Source organism: Gardnerella sp. DNF00753, assembly GCF_049244275.1.
Lineage (GTDB): Bacteria > Actinomycetota > Actinomycetes > Actinomycetales > Bifidobacteriaceae > Bifidobacterium > Bifidobacterium greenwoodii.
Genome location: NZ_CP058393.1, coordinates 1403872 through 1424063, shown reverse-complemented (window position 1 = coordinate 1424063; position 20192 = coordinate 1403872). Strand labels below are relative to the sequence as shown.

Annotated in this window: 11 protein-coding genes, 1 other RNA gene and 1 pseudogene; 11 read left to right on the top strand and 2 right to left on the bottom strand. The window is 45.3% G+C overall.

What is annotated here, in order from left to right:
• Positions 1 to 2 precede the first annotated feature (2 nt).
• From HXT33_RS05700 to HXT33_RS05660, 9 genes and pseudogenes are all read left to right on the top strand, one after another.
• A pseudogene (locus HXT33_RS05700) lies at positions 3 to 7306 on the top strand (peptidase).
• 573 nt (positions 7307 to 7879) lie between these two features.
• Entirely contained in the window at positions 7880 to 8950 is a 1071-nt protein-coding gene (gene thiO / locus HXT33_RS05695; protein ID WP_004104781.1) for a glycine oxidase ThiO, read from the top strand.
• Between the two features lie 101 nt (positions 8951 to 9051).
• The gene (thiS, locus tag HXT33_RS05690) at positions 9052 to 9258 is read left to right on the top strand and encodes a sulfur carrier protein ThiS (RefSeq protein ID WP_004574745.1); all 207 of its coding nucleotides are present in this window, start codon (positions 9052 to 9054) and stop codon (positions 9256 to 9258) included.
• Positions 9259 to 9296: 38 nt separating this feature from the next.
• Complete coding sequence (locus HXT33_RS05685; protein WP_421786939.1) at positions 9297 to 10121, top strand: thiazole synthase; 825 nt, start codon at positions 9297 to 9299, stop codon at positions 10119 to 10121.
• 36 nt (positions 10122 to 10157) lie between these two features.
• Positions 10158 to 10889, top strand: coding sequence for a HesA/MoeB/ThiF family protein (locus HXT33_RS05680; protein ID WP_410313859.1), 732 nt, complete (start codon positions 10158 to 10160; stop codon positions 10887 to 10889).
• Positions 10890 to 11137: 248 nt separating this feature from the next.
• Positions 11138 to 13033: a molecular chaperone DnaK gene (dnaK, locus tag HXT33_RS05675; RefSeq protein WP_004137127.1), complete on the top strand. Its 1896-nt coding sequence runs from the start codon at positions 11138 to 11140 to the stop codon at positions 13031 to 13033.
• Positions 13033 to 13734 (top strand): nucleotide exchange factor GrpE, encoded by a 702-nt coding sequence (gene grpE / locus HXT33_RS05670; RefSeq protein ID WP_421786937.1) that lies wholly within the window; start codon positions 13033 to 13035, stop codon positions 13732 to 13734. Before dnaK ends, grpE begins: the two co-directional genes overlap by 1 nt.
• A 126-nt stretch (positions 13735 to 13860) precedes the next feature.
• A complete protein-coding gene (locus HXT33_RS05665) occupies positions 13861 to 14931 on the top strand; it encodes a DnaJ C-terminal domain-containing protein (protein ID WP_421786935.1) in 1071 nt (356 codons plus the stop codon).
• Positions 14932 to 14985: 54 nt separating this feature from the next.
• Complete coding sequence (locus tag HXT33_RS05660) at positions 14986 to 15582, top strand: heat shock protein transcriptional repressor HspR (RefSeq protein WP_004137134.1); 597 nt, start codon at positions 14986 to 14988, stop codon at positions 15580 to 15582.
• Here the strand turns inward: HXT33_RS05660 and HXT33_RS05655 are convergent.
• Positions 15536 to 16309, bottom strand: a complete 774-nt coding sequence (locus HXT33_RS05655; RefSeq protein ID WP_004137136.1) for an HAD family hydrolase — start codon at positions 16307 to 16309, stop codon at positions 15536 to 15538. The genes HXT33_RS05660 and HXT33_RS05655 overlap by 47 nt on opposite strands.
• A gap of 28 nt (positions 16310 to 16337) precedes the next feature.
• Positions 16338 to 18689, bottom strand: a complete 2352-nt coding sequence (locus HXT33_RS05650; RefSeq protein WP_421786932.1) for a transglycosylase domain-containing protein — start codon at positions 18687 to 18689, stop codon at positions 16338 to 16340.
• A 173-nt stretch (positions 18690 to 18862) separates the two neighbouring features.
• On the opposite strand from HXT33_RS05650, the gene HXT33_RS05645 reads away from it, so the two are divergent.
• Positions 18863 to 20005, top strand: a complete 1143-nt coding sequence (locus HXT33_RS05645; RefSeq protein WP_421786930.1) for an inositol-3-phosphate synthase — start codon at positions 18863 to 18865, stop codon at positions 20003 to 20005.
• 88 nt (positions 20006 to 20093) lie between these two features.
• An RNA gene (gene ffs / locus HXT33_RS05640) (signal recognition particle sRNA small type) lies at positions 20094 to 20190 on the top strand.
• The last annotated feature ends 2 nt before the right edge of the window (positions 20191 to 20192 follow it).

The window sequence follows — 20192 nt, the reverse complement described above, 5'->3', positions numbered from 1 at the left end:
ACATGGTAGCGAAATCTAGAAAGCACGCGCACAAAGTAACTTTGGATGCTGCAGTAAATAACGCAATTGAAAAGGCTGTTGACGCTCGCAAGGTGGCAACGTTTACGGTTGGCGCAGCAGGTATTCTGGCTGGTGCGGCGTTCGCTTTTGGAGCAACTCCTGCAATGGCTGCGGATGCTGGTGCTGCGGCTGAGCCTGCAAAAGCTCCTGTGGCTGCAGATAAGAAGTCAGGCACTAAGCCTGATGATAAGGATGAAAAGAAGGAGCAGAGTTCCACTAATAAAGATTCTGAGCAGAAGGATGAGTCTGAAACTGAGCAGAAGAATCAGTCTGAAGACAAGGCTGAAGCTAATGCTGAAGACAGTAATAAGATTAAGCTGACTGGCAAAAATAATAAGACTGACGAGAAGGTTTCTACAGATAGCGCTCCGGTAGCTAATGACCCTACTTCGGAAACTAACACTCCTGTCACTAGTAGCACTCCAGTAGAAACTCCGGTAGAAACTAGCACTTCTGCAGCCAGTAGCGCCCTTGCGGAAACTACTGCAAGCACAGTAGCTCAGGGAGAAGATCGCGCTGGCACAGAGCACAATCCTAATGAGATAGATTTTTCCAAAAAGCTGCCAAACATTTATGGTTGGGCAACTTCTAGCAATACATTTGACACGAATCTTGAGAAGCAAGAAATTGTGTACCATTTGCCAAAGCGTGCGGATGGTAAGCAGGTTGCACGCGTAGTAATTCTTCCAGATTCAAAAGATAGTATTAATACTGATGATCCTGATGCTTACAAGAAAATCATCGAATTTGATTCTGAGCGTGTAAATGACATGCACCAAAGCTATTCTGGAATTTACAAGTTACAGACAAATAATGACGGTAGTGTGGACTTGATTATGGAGCAGCCATTCAGGGATGGCGGCATATCTTCGGGTCAAGGCTATTGTGCAAATCGCTCAATCTTCTTGTATTACGATAAGACTAATTTGCAGCATGACAAAACATCTAATAACTTCCGTGTTGCAACGCTTGTTCCGCCAAAAACAGCAGGATCAATCGTCTTAAAGTATGACGAGAGATTGTCGGCAGATAAAGTACGAGAAGTACTTCACAAAGCAGTAAATCTTCCTACTGAACATAAGGCTGGTAGCAGTGTAGCTGATCAGCTTGTTGCTCAAAGTAAGTCAGCGGGTGTTGGCTTGCGTGTTGATGAAAGCACTGTTAATAACACTCCAGATACGGTAGATGCAAAAATTCCGCAAAGAATGGGTGATTATGACAGAGCTATGTTTGAAGCAATCAATAAGAAAAATGATAGTGGAGATTACTCATTTGGCGAGCGAAAGCTTAAAACGTATCTGGTAACAGATTTGGGAATGAAGTCTCCGGAAATACCTCTTACTGTAGTGCGCTATAGTACTCGCATTGAGAAGCCGGTTGTGGGTACAGTTGATTTTAGCGCGTTGACAGATGACCAAAAGACTCAAATCAAAAAGAATCTTGCAAAACTTAACGGCGTATCTACTGACAAAGTTACGTTTGACAGCAATGGCACTGCAACAATCGACTTCGATGGCTTGAGCCCGCAGGATGATCCAAAGATTCCTTTGAGCGACTTAGTGCTTACGAGAGTTGCGGAAGGTGATGTTGTTGTTCCGACTGGCGATAAAGCAGTCTTTGTTGCTAATCCGCTTGGCTATTCAAACGCCGAACTTGACCGAATCAAGACAGCTATTTACGCAGCTAATAAAGACAATGAAAAGCTTGGTCTGAGTGAAAAAGATTACAAGAATCAGATTTCGCTTGAATATGTCAAAGGTGATACTGTCATTGGTCATGAAAATATAGGTATCTCGAATGGTCAGGCGGAAAACATTATTACCGTTAAAATCAAGACCGATAAGGCATTTGCAAAGTTTACCTCTAATGTAAAAGAGAGTAAGCTTACAAAGCTTCCAAATATTCGCAAGGATTACACCGTTTCGTGGACGAAGACTAAGATTGATGGTCGCGATACCGACGAAGGTATTTCTTGGAGTAATGATCAGAAGACCACTATCATCTACCGCTACGACCCAACCAGGGCAGAAGAGTTTGATACAACAAAGATTCTTGGTTTGTTGAAAGCTACGCCAAATGATACCAAGTCTGGTTTGCGCGAGCTTACAGGCGGCGAGCAGCTTGAATATGAAGGTACAGGTAATAACGCGCGCAAGTCACACATGCACTATGTGCTGCAAAAAGGCGAGCCTACAACTGAACTTACGCTTGGAAATATGAACGGTGCGTATTGGTATGGAGTTCAGAAGGTTTCTAATTCTGACGTAAAGCTTGGAGACGCGGAGTCTGAAGCAGGCTCGTATTCGTGGGATACAGAAGCTGGCCCTGTAAAGGTAGCCGGCAAGAAGGCAAAATTTTCAAGGCGCGTCTGTTTGTTGAGCCGTATGCAATGTCGTACTATAAGGATGTTTATCTGGAGAAAGGTCGCCATCCAGGCAATACGGCAAAGGCGATTAACGTTATCTTTGTGCCGCAGACGAATCATAAGACAAGTAATTTGAAGGATTCGATTGAGGATCACAAGACCGAAAATGTTGATGGCAAGGACGTTCCAACACAGTCGAAGTACTACAACGCGTCTGCTGATAAGAAAGATGCGTACGACAAGGCACTTGCTGCTGCCAAAGAAACGCTTAAGAAAGTTGGAACTACAGCTGATGCTGATTTAAGTGAAGACCTTAAGGCTGAGGTTGATAACGCAACGATTAAGCTGAATAAGGCTCATGATGCTCTTGATGGTGATGATACTAAGAAGGAAGAGCTGAAGAAGTCGATTAATGCTAATGGTAAAGCTGCTGATGGTAGTACTGCTGCAACTCCTGGTACGGTAACTACTGATAAGTATAAGAATGTTACTGAGCCTGACTTTAAGAAGGCTGATGGTTCTGATGATACTGACAGGAACAATAAGGCAACTGCTGCTAAGGATGCTTACGACAAAGCTCTCGAAGAAGCTGAGAAAGTAAACAAGGATGCCAATGCTACGCAAAAGGCTGTTGACGACGCAAAGGCTAAGCTTGATGCTGCACGTAAAGAGCTTGATAAGTACAGCACTAACAAGGATAAGCTTAACGCTGCTATTGCTGAGCATGGTCATGTGTATGAGTATACGAACGATACTCTGAATACTCTTACTGTTGATCAGAAATTGGAGAAAGCTGACCCAACATATAAAAATTCAACTGAAAATGAGCGTGAAGCATATGATAATGCGCTAGAGGACGCAATTCGTTTGTCAGCTGATCCAAACGCTTCCCAAAAGGATGTGAACAAAGCTATTGAGGATCTTAAGAAAGCTAAGGATGCGCTTGACAAGAACGCAACCGACAAGGCTCCTCTTGATGCTGCCGTTCAAAAGAGCTTCGATAATCCGAAGCCAGACGATAAGTCGAAGCAGAGCGTGTTCTATAAGAACGCCGCCGCAAAGAAAGACACCGACCCTGATGCTAAAAAGGCTGTCGAGGACTACGATAACGCATTCGCAGAAGCTAAGAGAGTGCTTGGTGACAAGAACGCTACAAATGACGATGTAAAAAAGGCTAAGAAAGCGCTTGAAGATGCTGAAGCAGCACTTCATGCTGATAAGTATCAGACAAAGGCAACTGATTTAGCGGAAGCTATTGCGGACAACTTCAGCGGTTATTTGATGCCAGCGTACTTCAATGCCTTTGATGAAGCGCAAGCTAAGGGCAAAGATTCTCAAGCCGCAAAAGACTTCAAAGCCTACAACGACGCTTATCACGCTGCAAAAGACTTGCTTACGGAGATTAGGAAGCCAAATAGCACAGTAACGCAAGATCAGGCTAATAAGGTTAAAGATAAGCTTGTTGAAGCCCGTAAGGCAATCGATAAGTACGCAACCGATACCAGCAAGATTTCGGCGGCGCTGCTTCACAGCTTGGCTATAACTAAAAGCCCAGCGTATCTAAACGCGTCCGCTGGTGCTGCAGGTTCTGACGAAGCTAAGGCAAAGCAAGCGTACGATGATGCGCTCGAGAAGCTGAAAAAGGCATTTAATGATGAGATGCCTCAAGATACGGTCGATGGCAAGCCTGGTAGTGCTGCAATCTCAACAGATAATATTCCTGCAAAGGATGGAGACACTAGTAGTCCTGACTATCTTAAGAACATCCAGTCACATGCTAAGGGTCAGCCTTTGAATAGGGATGTGCCAAAGCTCCTTGCAGATCTTAACAAAGCTGTGGAAGATTTGAACAAGTTTGCGACTAAGACAGATAAGCTGCAGGAATCCATTAATAAGGATACTGATACTCAGAAAGATCCGGCGTATAAGAACACCAAGGATCCGCACAAGCTGGGTGATAACGGCCAGGAAGATACTTCTGGATATGAGACCGTCAAGCAGAAGGCTAAAGACTACGACGATGCGCTTACTGAGGCTAAGAAGCTCTTGACGGATCCAACCGCTACCCAGGCCAAAGTGGACGAGGCTCTTAAGAAGCTTGACGATGCTCGCAAGGCTCTTGAAACCTATAAGACTGATGTATCTAAGCTTCAAGAAAGCGCTAACAAGCACGGTAAAGAGGCCAGTGGTACTGAGAAAGCTACCGAAGGTACTGTTACTTCCGACGCATACCGTAACGCATCTGATCCTCACTTCATGAAGCCAGATACAGCTGATCCAACTAAGTTGGTTGAAGATGCCGAGAGGAATAACGCTGCTAAGGAAGCTAAGAAGGCATACGACAAGGCGTTGTCCGAGGCTCAGGAGTTGCTCTCAAAGCACGATAACAAGGACACGCCTCTCGACGCTAAGCCAACTCAGAAGCAGATTGACGATGCTTTGACAGAGCTAAATAAGAAGCGTAAAGCTCTTGATGCCTACAAGACCGATACTTCTAAGCTTGACGAGGAAGCGAAGAAGTCTACTGCAGACGGTGCTACAGTAGCCGATGCAGACTTTGAAGCTACGCCAGAGTTCAAGAATGCCGACGCCAAGAAGAAGGATGACGATAGCGGCAATAAGGTAGACAATGACGAAGTCGATGCCTATAAGAAGGCTTTGAAGGCTGCGCGTGATTTACTTTCTAAGAAAGACGCTACTAATCTCAGCGAACGCCCAACTCAGAAGCAGGTTGACGAAGCGCTTGATGCCTTGAAGAAGGCAAAGAAGCAGATTGAAGACAACTACAAGACGGATACTTCGAAGCTTGAAGAAGCTAAGAAGTATGCAAATGGTGATTTCAAGAAGACTCCTGAGTATAAGAATGCTACTGCAATAAAGGATGACAATACCAACGCAAAGCATGAACAAGCTGGTAAGGATTTGGAGGGTACTAATGATAATCCAGGTCTCACCAAGCTTGTTGATAAAATAACTGCCAAGTTGCAGAATGCTAGCAAGCTTACTCAGAAGGAAGTCGATGATGCGCTTGAGGCTTTGCAAAAGGCGATGGACAAAGTTACCAGCGACTACAAGACCGACACAAAGCCTCTTGAAAAGGAGGTTGGCGACAAGGATAAAGACGACAAGCCTGTAATACCTCCATTTGAGGAGTCGATTCCATACAAGAATGCTCTGTATAAGAAGCAGTCCGAAACTGGTAATGATGCAACGGCTGATACCTCTGCCACCAAGAAGCTTCAAGATTATAACGATAAGTTTGAAGCAGCGAAGAAGATTATCGATCAGGTGAAGAACCCAGATCCGAATGCAAAGCCAGAAGATCGTCCAACGCAGAAACAGGTTGATGAAGCTCTTGATGCTTTGCAAAAGGCAAAGAAAGCTATCGATGATGCCTTTACGACCGATGCTAAGGATTTGAAGGATGAGTCTGCGAAGTCTACTGCTGACGGTGTAACTACCGTTGGTAAAGATGACTTTGAGAATACTCCCGAGTTCAAGAACGCTGATTCTAAGAAGGGTAAAGACGGCAAGGAAAATGCTGACGTCGCTGCTTATAAGGAAGCGTTGAAGAAGGCTAGGACTTTGCTTGAAAAGTTTGGTGATGACAATAAACCAAAGTCTGATGCTAAGAACATCCCAACTCAGAAGGAAGTTGACGAGGCTCTTCAGAAGCTTAAGGAAATCAAGGATAAGATTCTTGCTGACTACAAGACCAGTTCTACTGAGCTTCAGCAAGAAGTTGATAAGTCTAAGGACGGAGATAAAGACAAGCGTGATGACGTGTTCGAGAACACTCCTGCGTTCAAGAACGCGACTGCTAAGGGTGATGACGCGTCTAAGCAAGCTCTTAAGGAATACAACGAGAAGCTTGCTGCTGCTAAGAAGATTCTTGAGAAGTTCGACCGCACTACTGGCAAGCCAAAGGATGGCGCAACTGACGTCCCAACCCAGAAAGAGCTTTACGATGCTCTAGATGCCTTGCAAGCCGCTAAGAAGAAGATTACTGACGACTACAGCACGGTCAAGTATGATTTGCGCCAAGAGGCTGGTGATGACTTCACTAAGTCTCCTGAGTATCAGAATGCTCAAGCTAAGGGTGATGACGAGTCTAAGCAGGCTCTTGACGAGTACAAGAACGCGCTCGACGAAGCTAATTCTGTGCTTGCAGATCCTAACGCAACTCAGGCTGAGGTTGATGCGGCTTTGAAGCGTCTTCAGGATGCTAAGGCTAAGCTTAAGGCTGGAAATAGCACGGATAAGTCTAAGCTTCAGGATGAGGCTGATGATGATGCTAACTTCCGTAAGTCGCCGTACTTCATTATTGGCAATAAGGCTGATATTGAAGCGTATGAGAATGCTTTGGCTGAGGCTCGTAGCGTGCTTGCAGATCCTAACGCAACTCAGGCTCAGGTTGATGCGGCTTTGAAGAAGCTTGAAGATGCTAAGAAGCGTATTCTTGACTTCTTGAGTCACTTCGGCGGCTCTGGCAATGGTACTGGAGATTGGAATGGCTACGGTTTTGTAAACGGCCATGAGTCTTATGGTGCTTTGGTAGATAAGTCTGCTTTGCAAATCGAAGTTAACAATGCTGTGGACGCTAATGCTAATACTGCTCAGGCTGTGGCTTACAGGCAGGCTTTGGCTGAGGCTAAGAGCGTGCTTAACGATCCTAATGCTACGCAGGCTCAGGTTGATGCGGCTTTGAGGAAGCTTCAGGCGGCTAAGGCTGCGTTGCTTAATAGTTTGAGTGGCGCATCTGGTCATAAGATTGCTAAGACTGGTGCTGCAACTGGCTTGTTTGCGGGATTTGCTGCAATCTTTGCTGGTCTTGGTGCTGCTGGAGTTGCTTCTCGCCGTCGCAAGCACTCTAAAGAGTAACTTTACGCATAACTAACAGATCCCTCGCAGGTTATCCTCCGATAATCCGCGAGGGATTTTTTTTTCATCTGCTGCACGAAAGAACGCTCGCGCGGTTAACGCGCTCGCTACTGAGCTTGCGTTGAAAGCACACCGTGCTTTCAACTTGAGCAAGCTCACGCTCCGAGTTGCTTTCGCGCGCGAAATGCTGCGCGAAAGCAGGTCGTCGCGCACGTTTGGAGCGAAACTTATCCTCAAACCCTCCAAACGTGAGATAAGTTACGCGCGCAGAACGCAATCTGCGTCAGTAACGAAAATTGCTTAGTTTTACCGCTTGACATGCCGTTTCAATTAACAGATTTTTTGTAAAAGTGTTAGAATGCTACACGGTAGTGTGACGAAAATCACATAATTTCGTTACGTCTATCTGTAGCGTTTGTAATATCGCTAAAGTTGGCAATATTGCAGTGCTTTACAATCGCAGTTTTGAAGGTCAAAGCTACGAAACGCGGGAGCTTGTTCTATACAGGCTGAGAGGGCGAAAGCCGACCGTAAACCTGATGCGGGTAATGCCGCCGTAGGGAAGGAGTATATATGCGAAATATTCGTATTATTGGTGCAGGTATTATTGGTTTAGCAACAGCGTGGAGACTTACGGAAGCCGGCGTAAAAGTTAGCATAATTGATCCGGATCCAGTCTCTGGCGCTTCTCACCATGCTGCCGGCATGTTAGCTCCTACCGCAGAAATGCAATATCAGCAAGAAGCGTTGTATCCACTTATGTTTGAGTCCGCAACCATGTATAAGGAATTGGTTGATTCGGTTGCAAAGTATACTGATAAGCCAACCGGTTATTTAGAGTGCGGCTCTTACGTAATCGGCGGCGACGCTGCAGATAACGAGCACGTGAATGAGTTGCTAAACTTGCAGCACCGTTACGGACGTAGAGCTGAGCATATTTCTGTGAGTAAGCTTCGTGAAATTGAACCTGCTCTTTCGCCAACTATTGCTGGCGCTGTAAGCGTGCCGGACGATCATCAAATCAACCCTCGTCTTTTCACTGCAGCTATGATTGATGCACTTGAAAAGCGTGGTGTTGTTATTGAGCGTCGCGCAAGCACTCCAGACGATTTAGGCCCAGACACAGTTTTGGCATCCGGCTTGGGAGCTAAGGACATGCTTCCTCAGCTTAAGCTTCGCGCTGTGTGGGGCGATATGATTCGTATGACTATTCCAGAGCCTTTGCGTCCAATTTTGAGCTCTGTGGTTCGTGGATTTGTGCATGACCGCCCAGTTTATTTGGTGCCTCGCGCTAAGGAAACTGGCGAGCTTGTGCTCGGCGCTACTTCTCGCGAAGACGACCGCGATATTCCAAAGGTCGGTGGCGTGCTCGACTTGCTTCGCGATGCTGCAAGCGTGCTTCCTGGCATTCAGGAATGCTCGATTACTGAGGTTACCGCTGGCGGCCGCCCTGGAACTCCGGACGATTTGCCATTCATTGGTATTGATCCTAAGACGCATACTACGATTTCCACTGGCTACTTCCGTCACGGCATTTTGCTCACCGCTTTGGGCTCTTCTTTGACTACAAAGCTTGTGCTTGAGCAAGAGTTGACCGAGAAGGAAAAGGGATTCTTGGAAAGCTGCAATCCTGCTCGCTTCTAGTAACGCAAGTTTCTAGTAGCTCAAGTTTCTAGTTACAAGCGATTCTAGTAACGCAAGTTTTAGTTGCGCAATTTTAATAAGACGTTAATAAAGGTTGAATTATGCAAATCGTCGTCAATGGTGAAACTATTGAAGTTCAAGATGGGTTAACTGTTGCTGAGCTTATTGCTCAACGTTACGGTTCGGATGCTGGTCCTGGCATAGCTGTTGCGATTGGCGACGATGTGCTTAAGCGCAATCAGTGGGCATCGACTGTGATTTGCGATGGGAATCAAATTGAGATTCTCAGCGCGGTTCAAGGCGGCTGACGCTTACAAAATATTAAATTTTCAATAAAAGGCTTAAAATGACAGAAAATAATTCTGAAAATAATGCAGAAGAAAGTGCCGATACTTGGCAACTTTGTGGTAAGACCCTACATTCAAGGCTTTTGCTTGGAACTGGCGGCATGACGAGCATTGATATTATGGAGAAGTCGCTTGTTGCTTCGGGTGCGGAAGTGGCTACGGTTGCTTTGCGCCGTCACGCAAAAACAGGCGTGGATATTTATGGAATGCTTAAGCGTCATAATATTAACGTTTTGCCAAATACTGCAGGATGCAAAACTGCACATGACGCTGTGCTTACTGCAAAAATGGCTCGCGAATCTCTTGGAACCGATTGGATTAAGCTTGAAGTTATTGCAGATGACGATACTTTGCTTCCGGATACTCGAGAAGTTTTGCTTGCTGCAGAAAAGCTTGTTGAAGAAGGCTTTAGCGTTCTGTGCTACACGAATGACGATCCGATTGTGGCTCGTCGTTTAGTTTCGCTTGGTGTGAAGGCTGTTATGCCTGGTGGTGCTCCAATCGGCACTGGTCTTGGTATTTTGAATCCTCGAAATATTGAGTTGATTGTGCGCGAATGCAAGGAAGCTGGCGTTCCTGTGATTTTGGATGCCGGCGTTGGCACTGCTTCCGACGTTGTTAAAGCTTTTGAAATCGGCTGCTCTGGCGTGCTTCTTGCAAGCGCAGTAACTCGCTGCCCGGACCCAGTGAAAATGGGCCGCGCAATGGCTGCTGCTGTAACTGCTGGCAAGCTTGCTCACGATGCTGGACGTATTCCAATGCGAAATCATGCTCTTGCTTCCTCGCCTGTTGAGGGTCGCGCTTGGGCTGATTCCGTGCTGTAAATTTCGTACTATGAATTTCGGCATAATTATTTAAGCATGACGATTAATAAAATTTACGACAACCTGCAGGAGCTTGAGGCGGAGCGCACTTGCCGCCACTTGCTCCTGCCGGGCTTTACTCTTGAGCATCAACAATTACTTCGAAATGCAAAAATCTGCATGGTTGGTGCTGGCGGACTTGGTTCTCCATGCCTGCTTTCGCTTGCTGCAGCAGGAGTTGGAGAAATCACAATTTGTGACGACGACGTTGTTGAGCTTTCTAATTTGCAAAGGCAGACTTTGTACACTGTTGATCAGTGTGGCCAATCTAAAGCGCAACTTGCAGCTAAACGTCTGCAGGCACTATCTCCCGGATTAAAAATCAACCTTATACCTAGGTTTAATGAAGATAACGCGAAGCGTCTTGTAGAAAATCATGACTTAATAATTGATGGTTGTGATAATTTCGCTACGCGCTTTTTGATTGCGGATGCCGCGTGGAGCGCAGGAACGCCGGAAGTTTATGGCTCGGTTCTTTATTATGAAGGTCAAGTAAGCGTTTTTATGCCTGGAGAGGGGCCGTGCTTGCGGGACTTGTACCCTTGCCCTCCGCCTAAAGAAACTGTGCCAAAATCGGCGGTATTGGGCGCGACTGCGGCTATTGTAGGCGCAATGATGGCAACTGAAGCAATCAAACTCATAACAGGTATTGGCACGCCGCTTATTGGCGTTTTAGCGCGCTACAACGCATTAGATAATTCTTTGCGTCGTTTTAAGTTTGGCATGTGAATTTTTTCTTATATTTTGCACATCTTACAAAACTTGAGTCTAGTTGTATAAAGTTTTTTGTAATTTTTGGGAATAAAAGTTGACTTTTATAAGTTGAGTGTAGTAGGCTCAAGTTTTGGAAAGTAAAAAAGCTGATGATTTACCTAGTTTCCAAAAAGGAACCTAAATAGAGCTCAGCTTACGTAACTACAAAACTTAAAAGAAAACGTAATTGCACAAAATGTGCAATACCTAGTTAAGGAGAAATTATGGGACGTGCAGTAGGTATTGATTTGGGTACAACTAATTCTTGCATCGCTACTCTTGAAGGCGGTAGCCCAACCGTTATTGTGAACGCTGAAGGCGCTCGCACTACACCATCTGTTGTGGCATTTAGCAAGTCAGGCGAAATTCTGGTTGGTGAAGTTGCTAAGCGTCAGGCTGTAACAAACGTTGATCGCACTATTAGCTCTGTAAAGCGCCACATGGGCACTGATTGGACTGTTGAAATTGATGGCAAGAAGTGGACTCCACAAGAGATTTCTGCTCAGGTTTTAATGAAGCTTAAGCGCGATGCAGAAGCCTACCTTGGTGAGCCTGTAACCGATGCTGTTATTACCTGCCCAGCATACTTCAACGATGCTCAGCGTCAGGCAACTAAGGATGCAGGTAAGATTGCAGGCTTGAACGTGCTTCGTATTATTAACGAACCAACTGCTGCAGCTTTGGCTTACGGTCTTGAAAAAGGCAAGGAAGACGAGCGCATTTTGGTATTCGACTTGGGTGGTGGTACTTTCGACGTGTCCTTGCTTGAAATTGGTAAGGATGACGACGGATTCTCCACAATTCAGGTTCAGGCCACAAACGGCGACAACCACTTGGGTGGCGACGATTGGGATCAGAAGATTATCGACTGGCTCGTTGGCGAAGTTAAGAACAAGTACGGCGTTGATTTGAGCAAGGATAAGATTGCTTTGCAGCGTTTGAAGGAAGCTGCTGAGCAGGCAAAGAAGGAGCTTAGCTCTTCTACTTCCACCTCAATTTCTATGCAGTACTTGGCAATGACTCCTGACGGCACTCCAGTGCATTTGGATGAAACTTTGACTCGTGCTCACTTTGAGGAAATGACTTCTGACTTGCTTGGTCGCTGCCGTACACCATTTAACAACGTGCTTTCTGACGCTGGAATTTCCGTAAGCCAGATCGATCACGTGGTTCTTGTTGGTGGTTCTACTCGTATGCCAGCTGTGAAGGATTTGGTAAAGGAACTTACCGGCGGTAAGGAAGCTAACCAGTCCGTGAACCCAGATGAAGTCGTGGCTGTTGGTGCAGCTGTGCAGTCGGGCGTTATTAAGGGAGACCGCAAAGACGTTCTGCTTATTGATGTAACTCCACTTTCCTTGGGTATTGAAACCAAGGGCGGAATTATGACAAAGCTTATCGATCGTAATACTGCAATTCCTACGAAGCGCTCGGAAGTATTCTCCACTGCTGAAGATAATCAGCCATCCGTGTTGATTCAGGTTTACCAGGGTGAACGTGAGTTTGCTCGCGATAACAAGCCTCTTGGCACTTTTGAGTTGACTGGTATTGCTCCAGCTCCTCGTGGCGTTCCTCAGATTGAAGTCACATTCGATATTGATGCTAACGGCATTGTGCACGTTTCCGCTAAGGATAAGGGCACTGGCAAGGAGCAGTCCATGACTATTACCGGTGGTTCTGGCCTTCCAAAGGACGAAATCGATCGCATGGTTAAGGAAGCTGAAGCTCACGAAGCTGAAGATAAGAAGCGTAAGGAAGAAGCTGAAGTTCGCAACCAGGCAGAAGCTTTTGCCTACCAAACTGAAAAGCTTGTAAACGATAATAAAGACAAGCTTTCCGACGAAATCTCCAAGGAAGTTACCGAAAAGGTGAACGCTTTGAAGGAAGCTTTGAAGGGTGATGACGTTGAGAAGATTAAGTCTGCTCAGAGTGAGTTGATGACTTCTGCTCAGAAGATTGGTCAGCAGCTTTACGCTCAGCAGGGCGCTGCTGGTGCTCAAGCTGGTCCTGCTGCTGGTGCTCAGGCTGGTGCAAATGCTGGTGCTGAATCTGCCTCTAAGGATGATGACGTGGTTGACGCCGAAGTGGTGGACGACGACAAGGACGATAAGGACAACAAGTAATGTCCGAGTTTAACACCAACGAATATTTGCAAGGAATGGAAGATTCTGACTCGCTGGATGTAAAACCTGCAGAAGATTCTGCGAAGACTTCTGCACAGTCTTCAAAGCAAGCTGAAAACGTGAATCGTGCAGAAACGAATGACGCTCAGTCTGATGCTAACGTTTCTGCGGATTCTGCGGATTCTGCGGATTCTGCAAATGTCGCAAATTCTTCTGAATCTTCTGAATCGAAAGATGGTAAAGATGCAGACGACAGCAGTTTAACGCCTTTAGGTAAAGCCAAAAAAGAGGCTGCTGAATACTTAGAAGCGTTGCAACGCGAGCGAGCAGAGTTTATTAACTTCCGCAATCGTTCTGCGAAAGAGCAGGATCGTTTCAGACAGCATGGAATTATCGACGTGCTAATAGCATTGCTTCCAGCTTTGGATGATATTGACCGTATTCGCGAGCACAGCGAAATGGATGATTCGTTTAAGGCTGTTGCAACCAAGATCGATAAGGCTTTTGAGAAGTTCGGCGTAGAAAAGTTCGGCGAAAAAGGCGAAGGCTTTGACCCGACCAAGCACGATGCTGTTTTACATCGTCCTGATCCAGACGCTACAAAAGAAACTGTGGACGCTGTGGTTGAGGCGGGGTATCGCATAGGAGATCGTGTTATTCGCGCAGCTCGTGTGGTCGTTTCTTCACCAAGTAATTCCTAACGAAACTCTGAGTTGTAACTTTATTGCGTAACTTGCTCGTGCTGGCTCATAAGAGTTGGCACGAGCAGGCTATATTTGGTCAAAAAAGCGAAATAGCCAATGTGCTTGTAAAGAAAGGAGGCACAAATGGCTGAAAATGAGTGGTTAGCTAAAGATTTTTATAAAGTTTTAGGTGTCTCCAAAGACGCTGACGAAGCAACGATTACTAAAGCGTATCGTAAGTTAGCGCGTAAGTATCATCCGGATTTGAACAAAACAAAAGAAGCTGAAGAAAAGTTTAAGGACGTTTCTGAAGCTTATGATGTTCTAAAAGATAGCCAAACGCGCCAACGCTACGATGCTATTCGTCAATTTGGTGCAGGAGGTGCTCGTTTTGCCGGTGGCGCCGGGGGAGCAGGCGGATTTGATGCGTCAAGCTTCTCGGATATTTTCTCCATGTTTAATGGAGGAGCCGGTATGGGCAACATGGGCAACATGGGCGGAATGGGCGGAAACGGCTCGCGCATTCGTTTCGCAAGTAGTGGCGCTGGCCCAAATATGGGTGATATTTTCTCCATGTTTGCCGGTGGACGTCAAAATTCTGGTGCGTCTGGATTCCAAAGCGCGAACAGTTTTGGAGACGAGCAATACGAAAGTGCTCAAAACCAAAATGTGCCTACGAAAGGTGACGATATAACAACAGATATTAAACTCACTTTTAAGCAGGCATTTAAGGGTGCTACTGTTTCGCTGCGTGCAGCCGGATCGACTTTTAAAACGCATATTCCAGCCGGAGTAAAAAACGGTCAAAAAATTCGTTTAAAGAGTAAAGGAAAGCCAGGAAGATTTGGCGGTTCTGCAGGAGATTTGTACCTACAAGTTCATGTAGAAGAATCTAATAAATTCACTTTGCGCGCAAACGATTTGGTCGCAACTCTTCCGGTAACTTTAAGTGAAGCTGTGCATGGTGCAAAAGTTACGCTTAATGACGTAGATGGTAATCCTGTTACGTTTAAAGTTCCAGCTTGCTCATCTAGCGGAGATGAGGTTCGTGTGAAAGGCGCTGGAGTTCCGGGAGCAAATGGCGATTTCGTTGGTCTTGTGCAAATTCGCCTGCCACAACGAGCAAATATGTTGCTTAAGCGTGTAGCAAAAGAATTTGATAAGACTGCCGGCGAATCTTACGCGGAAGAAATTAATAATTTGAGACAAAATTAGTGTAAAAATAAATTAAGAAAAGTAAAAGTAAAGTAAAGTAAAGGAAGGCGTGCTATGACACCTATAACGCGTGAAACTAAAGCACTGTATGAAATGTGCGCAGTTGCTTTAGTGCGTGGTAGTGCAACGCTTGACGGAGCGGACGAAGTAGGTTTTACAATCGATTTGCCAATATTTACCGTCAGCCATGTAGCGCGCCTTACCAATACTCATCCGCAAACCCTTCGCCAATACGATCGTTTGCGTTTAATCATGCCTCAGCGCACAGAAGGTGGCGCTCGCAGATACTCTTTGAGAGATATAAGCAGAATTGTACAAACGCAGCATTTAAGTCAAAATGAAGGTATCAATTTAGCTGGAATTATGCAAATTCTGGATCTGCAAGAAGAAAATCGACAGCTTAAAAGGCAAGTTCGTCATTTAACAGAAGCTGCAGAGTCTTCAGAGCGCAATATTTTTGCTGCAAACGCAGATGGCGACATTGTGGAAATGCAGCGTTCGCGTAATGCTCGGCGCTGGAGACGAGATATTCGCACTGAGCGCCGAGCTTTGCCGTCGTCTTATTCGTCATCAGAGTATGCAAACGCAAGTGATAATAACGCAATTAAAGACGAGAAATCTGTTGTTCTTTGGCGCGCTTGGCGCGTTTAATAACAATATTTTCAAGAGTTTTTGCGCTCACGCCTTCATATCCATTAAGCTCATCGTGGTGCTTGCTTTCGGAAATATTTGCGCGCGAAAAACCAGTTTGCGCAACTACAGTAGCTCCCGAATTAACTGCAGCAGTAAGACCAGATAAAGAATCTTCTATGATTACGCAGTGAGCCATTTGTTCAGCGATTTCTTCCGCGCTCCCACAAATACCAACCATTTTTCCAGCAGCCAAATATGGCTCAGCGCTTGGCTTAGGCTTAAAACCATCGTCTCCACAAACGTATCCAGCAAAAGCGCCTTCTGGAGCATGCTTAACAATATTTTCTACTAGGCAACGCGGCGAATTGCTGACTAAAATAGAAGGAATACCAGCATTTGTGAGGCTTTTAAGAAGGTCTAGAACTCCTGGAATCCACGGAACGCGTTCAGCTTCGCGAGCTGCAACGTAATCGACCATCCCTTTGCCGATTTCTTCTACGGTAAGTTTAGTCCCGGAAGGAATCATTTTATTTGCAACTGTTTCCAAAGATCCGCCAGAACATTTCCAAGCTAAATCTTCATCCCAATATCCGCCGTATTTTTCTACTAAATAAAATTCAGACTCGTGCCAATACGGTTCCGAATCAATAAGCGTGCCATCCATATCCCAAAATACCGCACGCAAAATATTCTTGCTCGATTGTGTGTTTGTAATTTTTTCTGATTTTTCAGTTTTTTGTTCCACTATTTATGATTCCTTATACTTTCTGTAATTACTGCCCGCTGTGTGGCGTAGAAGCGTCGGATTGGCTTTCGCCAGTGTTTCCAGATTCCGAATTTCCGTAGCTTCCACTGTAACTATTTCCGTAGTTTCCGCTATTTGTATAGCTATCCCACGGATTGTCCGAACGATTAATATGGTCAGGGTCTAAATCGTCTTTATCTTTATCCTTATCTTTATCTTTGTCCTTATTTTTATCTTCTTCATCTTCATCATGAGTGTAAGCATGTCGATCGCCTAAGCCCCACGTGCCGTCCGGCCCACCAATCTTACCAGTATCTTTTACTTCAGGGAATTTAGCAACAGGAGTTCCTGCTACAGCTTGACGCATGTACCTAGTAAACAAGTGAACAGGGTAGTCGCTTCCGCCAAGATACCCGTGGAATGGCTTAATTACTTGCGGGCTGCCATTTGCGTCTGGATTCCAAATTGCAAAAGCCGTAACAATATTAGGCGTAAATCCTACGAAGCTTCCAGCGGTTTCGTCGTTTGCTGTTCCAGATTTACCAGCTACAGGTCTTCCGATTGATCTGGCTTCGGTTGCAGTACCGTGTTGAACTACTCCAACCATTGCTTTTGTGGCTAATGCGGCATCTGTTGGCGAGAAAACTTGCTTTCCAACAGTTGGTGCACGATAAAACTCTTTGCCATCAGGATTCTTTACGCTAGCAACAATATGCAAATCTGGGCGTCTGCCTTGATTAGCAAAAGTTGCGTAAGCGCGCGCTATTTCGCTTACATGTACAGAATCATTACCGAGCACAGTAAACGGATTTTTACCATTAACTCTCTTAGGATTTAGTCCTGCAGTAACAGCTGTATGTGCAACTTTTTTAGCGCCAAGTTTACTCTGCAAATCCATATAGACCGTATTGACGGAATCTGCAGTCGCTCTATACAAGTTAATCATGCCATAGCTTGCGTTTGCAAAGTTTCCAACAGGTTTTTCAATACCGTCAAACTTGCGCGGCGAATTTCCGTTGAACATTGTGTCAAGACTCGTGCCTGCTTGAATTGCGCCAATTAAAGCAAAAGGCTTCATTGTAGATCCAGGCTCATAAAGTGCTTGAGTTGCGTTATTTAACTGTTTTGTTAAATAGTCGTCGCCTGCATAAACCGAAATAATCGAGCCGTCTTTTGCATTTACGGAAATTCCGCCAATTTGCAATCCTTGCGGCACAATCCCACGTCCGCCTTGAGAAGGGCTTGCAACATTAAACATTAAATCTTGTTTAGACTTATCAATCGTAGTAATAATACGGTATCCGCCGCTATCGAGATCTTCCTGGCTAAAAGCGCCATTACTAGTCAACTCGTCGCGAACCATGTGCAGTAAGTAGCCTTGCGGACCTGCATACATATTTTGCGTAGTTTGTGTAATTGTTTTTGGAATCTTAGCTTTTGCTGCCTGAGAAGCCGTAATATAACCGTCTTTTTTCATAATTTTCAGCACTCGCTTAAAGCGAATGCTGGCTTCTTTAGGACCGATTGCAGGATCCCAACTACTTGGAGCAGGAATTATGCCAGCCAAAAGAGCTGCCTGAGATAATGTCAGATCTTTAGCTTCTACGCCGAAATAAGCTTTTGCTGCCGCTTGAATACCATAAGCGCCGCGTCCAAGATAAATAGTGTTCATGTAATTGCATAAAACAGTATCTTTATCTTGTGTTTGAGCGATTTTCAAAGCCAAAATAGCTTCGTGAAGTTTACCGAGATACGTTTTAGTTTCGCCAAGATAGTAGCGTTCAGCGTACTGCTGTGTAATGGTAGAGCCGCCCCAGCGACCACGTTTAGTAACGTTATGAATAAGAGCGCGGCCAATTCCCTTAAAATCAATTCCGCCATCTTGGTAGAAGGAGCGGTTTTCTGAAGCAACTATTGCCTGTCCAACGTATTTAGGAAGAACTGAACAATTAATAATCTCACGGTTTTGTTCAGCAAAAGACCCCAACTCTGTTTTTCCATCTGCGTAATAAACCTTGGTTTTATCTGCCATAGCAACTTTGTCAGGAGCAGGTATGTCGGTAGTTGCGTACATATAAGCAAAAATTGCTGCGCCGATTAAAATAGGTACAAAAATTAGTATTAGTGCCCAAAAAATAATAGGGTGCCTTCCGCGCCAAGTCTTTCTGCGCTGTTGACGAGTGTATGCGCGTGAGCGTTCTCGTCTTGAGCCTCGGTTGCTATTGCCGGAACCTGAAGAATGATATGAGCCGTATGAGCCTTGTCCACGAGGTGGAAGAGAGGCTGGTGTATTCGTATTTTTTTGTGATTGTGACGATACGCTTCTTGGCTCGTTTTTGCACGAATTCGACGCTCGTCTTCCAGCTTTATTTACAACCATACATTCCACCGTAGCGCCCGGTATTGAATTTTTCACAGAAATTACATGTTTCGGCGTAGAAACGACTGAAAATCTCCCATATTGCACATAATGCTTATGGAAATAGTATTATGAAATGTGTATGAGTGCGGCATAACGTAATGCCGCTGATTTTTTGCAGGCAAGGAGTCTATATGAGCATCCGCGTTGCCATTGCCGGAGTAGGTAATTGCGCTTCGTCGCTGGTTCAGGGCGTTGAATATTACAAAAACGCTGATGACGGTGAGAAAATTCCAGGGTTGATGCACGCTGTTTTTGGACAGTATCGTGTGCGCGATATTGAGTTTGTTGCAGCATTCGATGTTGATTCTTTAAAAGTTGGGCATGATTTAAGCGAAGCAATTGGCGCTTCGCAGAATAACACAATTCGTTTTGCTGACGTGCCAAATTTGGGTGTGGAAGTTATGCGCGGCCCTACTTACGACGGCTTAGGTGATTATTATCGTGAGATGATTGACGAGTCCGAGTCTGAGCCTGTTGACGTAGCTCAAGTTTTGCGAGATAAGCATGTTGATGTGCTTGTTTCTTATTTGCCAGTCGGCTCTGAAGAGGCAGATAAAGCTTACGCAACATTTGCAATGGAAGCTGGTTGCGCTTTCGTAAATTGCTTGCCGGTATTTATTGCATCCGATCCTGAGTGGGCGCAAAAGTTCCGCGATGCCGGAGTTCCTATTATTGGTGACGATATTAAAAGCCAGGTGGGTGCAACGATCACTCACCGTGTTATGGCTCGACTTTTTGAAGATCGCGGCGTTCGTTTAGACCGCACCTATCAGCTGAATGTTGGCGGAAACATGGACTTTATGAACATGCTTCAGCGTTCAAGGTTGGAGTCTAAAAAGATTTCTAAGACTCGCGCAGTAACTTCAATCGTTCCTCACGAAATGGATGAGCACAATGTTCATATTGGTCCATCCGACTACGTTGCTTGGTTGGATGACCGCAAGTTTGCTTTTGTGCGTTTGGAAGGTACGACTTTTGGTGATGTTCCGCTTAATTTGGAGTACAAGCTTGAGGTTTGGGATTCTCCAAATTCTGCCGGAATTGTTATCGATGCTGTTCGAGCCGCAAAAATTGCTTTGGATCGCAAGCTTTCTGGCCCGATTTTGGCTCCAAGCTCCTACTTTATGAAGTCTCCTGCAGTTCAGCATGAAGATAACGAAGCTCGTCAATTAGTTGAGCGCTATATTGCTGGCGAAGTTGAAGCGGATGAGCTGCAGCTTAATGCAGATGTTGAAGAAGCGAAAGAGCGCGGTAAAAGCGTTTGGAGAGCCTAATTTATTGCTAATAGTAGCTATTAATTTATTTTTAGTTTCTATTACTCGTTGTTACTACTCGACATGTAGCGAAAATCGTGTAATATAGTTAGAGCCTCCGCGTGGCACTATGTCACCCAATCCCCCCAGGGCAGAAATGCAGCAAGGGTAAGTGGCCTCTGGTGGGTGCGTGGAGGTTTTATTTTGT

Coding starts and splice junctions, on each gene's coding strand:
- thiO (WP_004104781.1), top strand. CDS start 7,880: ATGCGAAATATTCGTATTATTGGTGCAGGTATTATTGGTTTAGCAACA.
- thiS (WP_004574745.1), top strand. CDS start 9,052: ATGCAAATCGTCGTCAATGGTGAAACTATTGAAGTTCAAGATGGGTTA.
- HXT33_RS05685 (WP_421786939.1), top strand. CDS start 9,297: ATGACAGAAAATAATTCTGAAAATAATGCAGAAGAAAGTGCCGATACT.
- HXT33_RS05680 (WP_410313859.1), top strand. CDS start 10,158: ATGACGATTAATAAAATTTACGACAACCTGCAGGAGCTTGAGGCGGAG.
- dnaK (WP_004137127.1), top strand. CDS start 11,138: ATGGGACGTGCAGTAGGTATTGATTTGGGTACAACTAATTCTTGCATC.
- grpE (WP_421786937.1), top strand. CDS start 13,033: ATGTCCGAGTTTAACACCAACGAATATTTGCAAGGAATGGAAGATTCT.
- HXT33_RS05665 (WP_421786935.1), top strand. CDS start 13,861: ATGGCTGAAAATGAGTGGTTAGCTAAAGATTTTTATAAAGTTTTAGGT.
- HXT33_RS05660 (WP_004137134.1), top strand. CDS start 14,986: ATGACACCTATAACGCGTGAAACTAAAGCACTGTATGAAATGTGCGCA.
- HXT33_RS05650 (WP_421786932.1), bottom strand. CDS start 18,689: ATGGTTGTAAATAAAGCTGGAAGACGAGCGTCGAATTCGTGCAAAAAC.
- HXT33_RS05645 (WP_421786930.1), top strand. CDS start 18,863: ATGAGCATCCGCGTTGCCATTGCCGGAGTAGGTAATTGCGCTTCGTCG.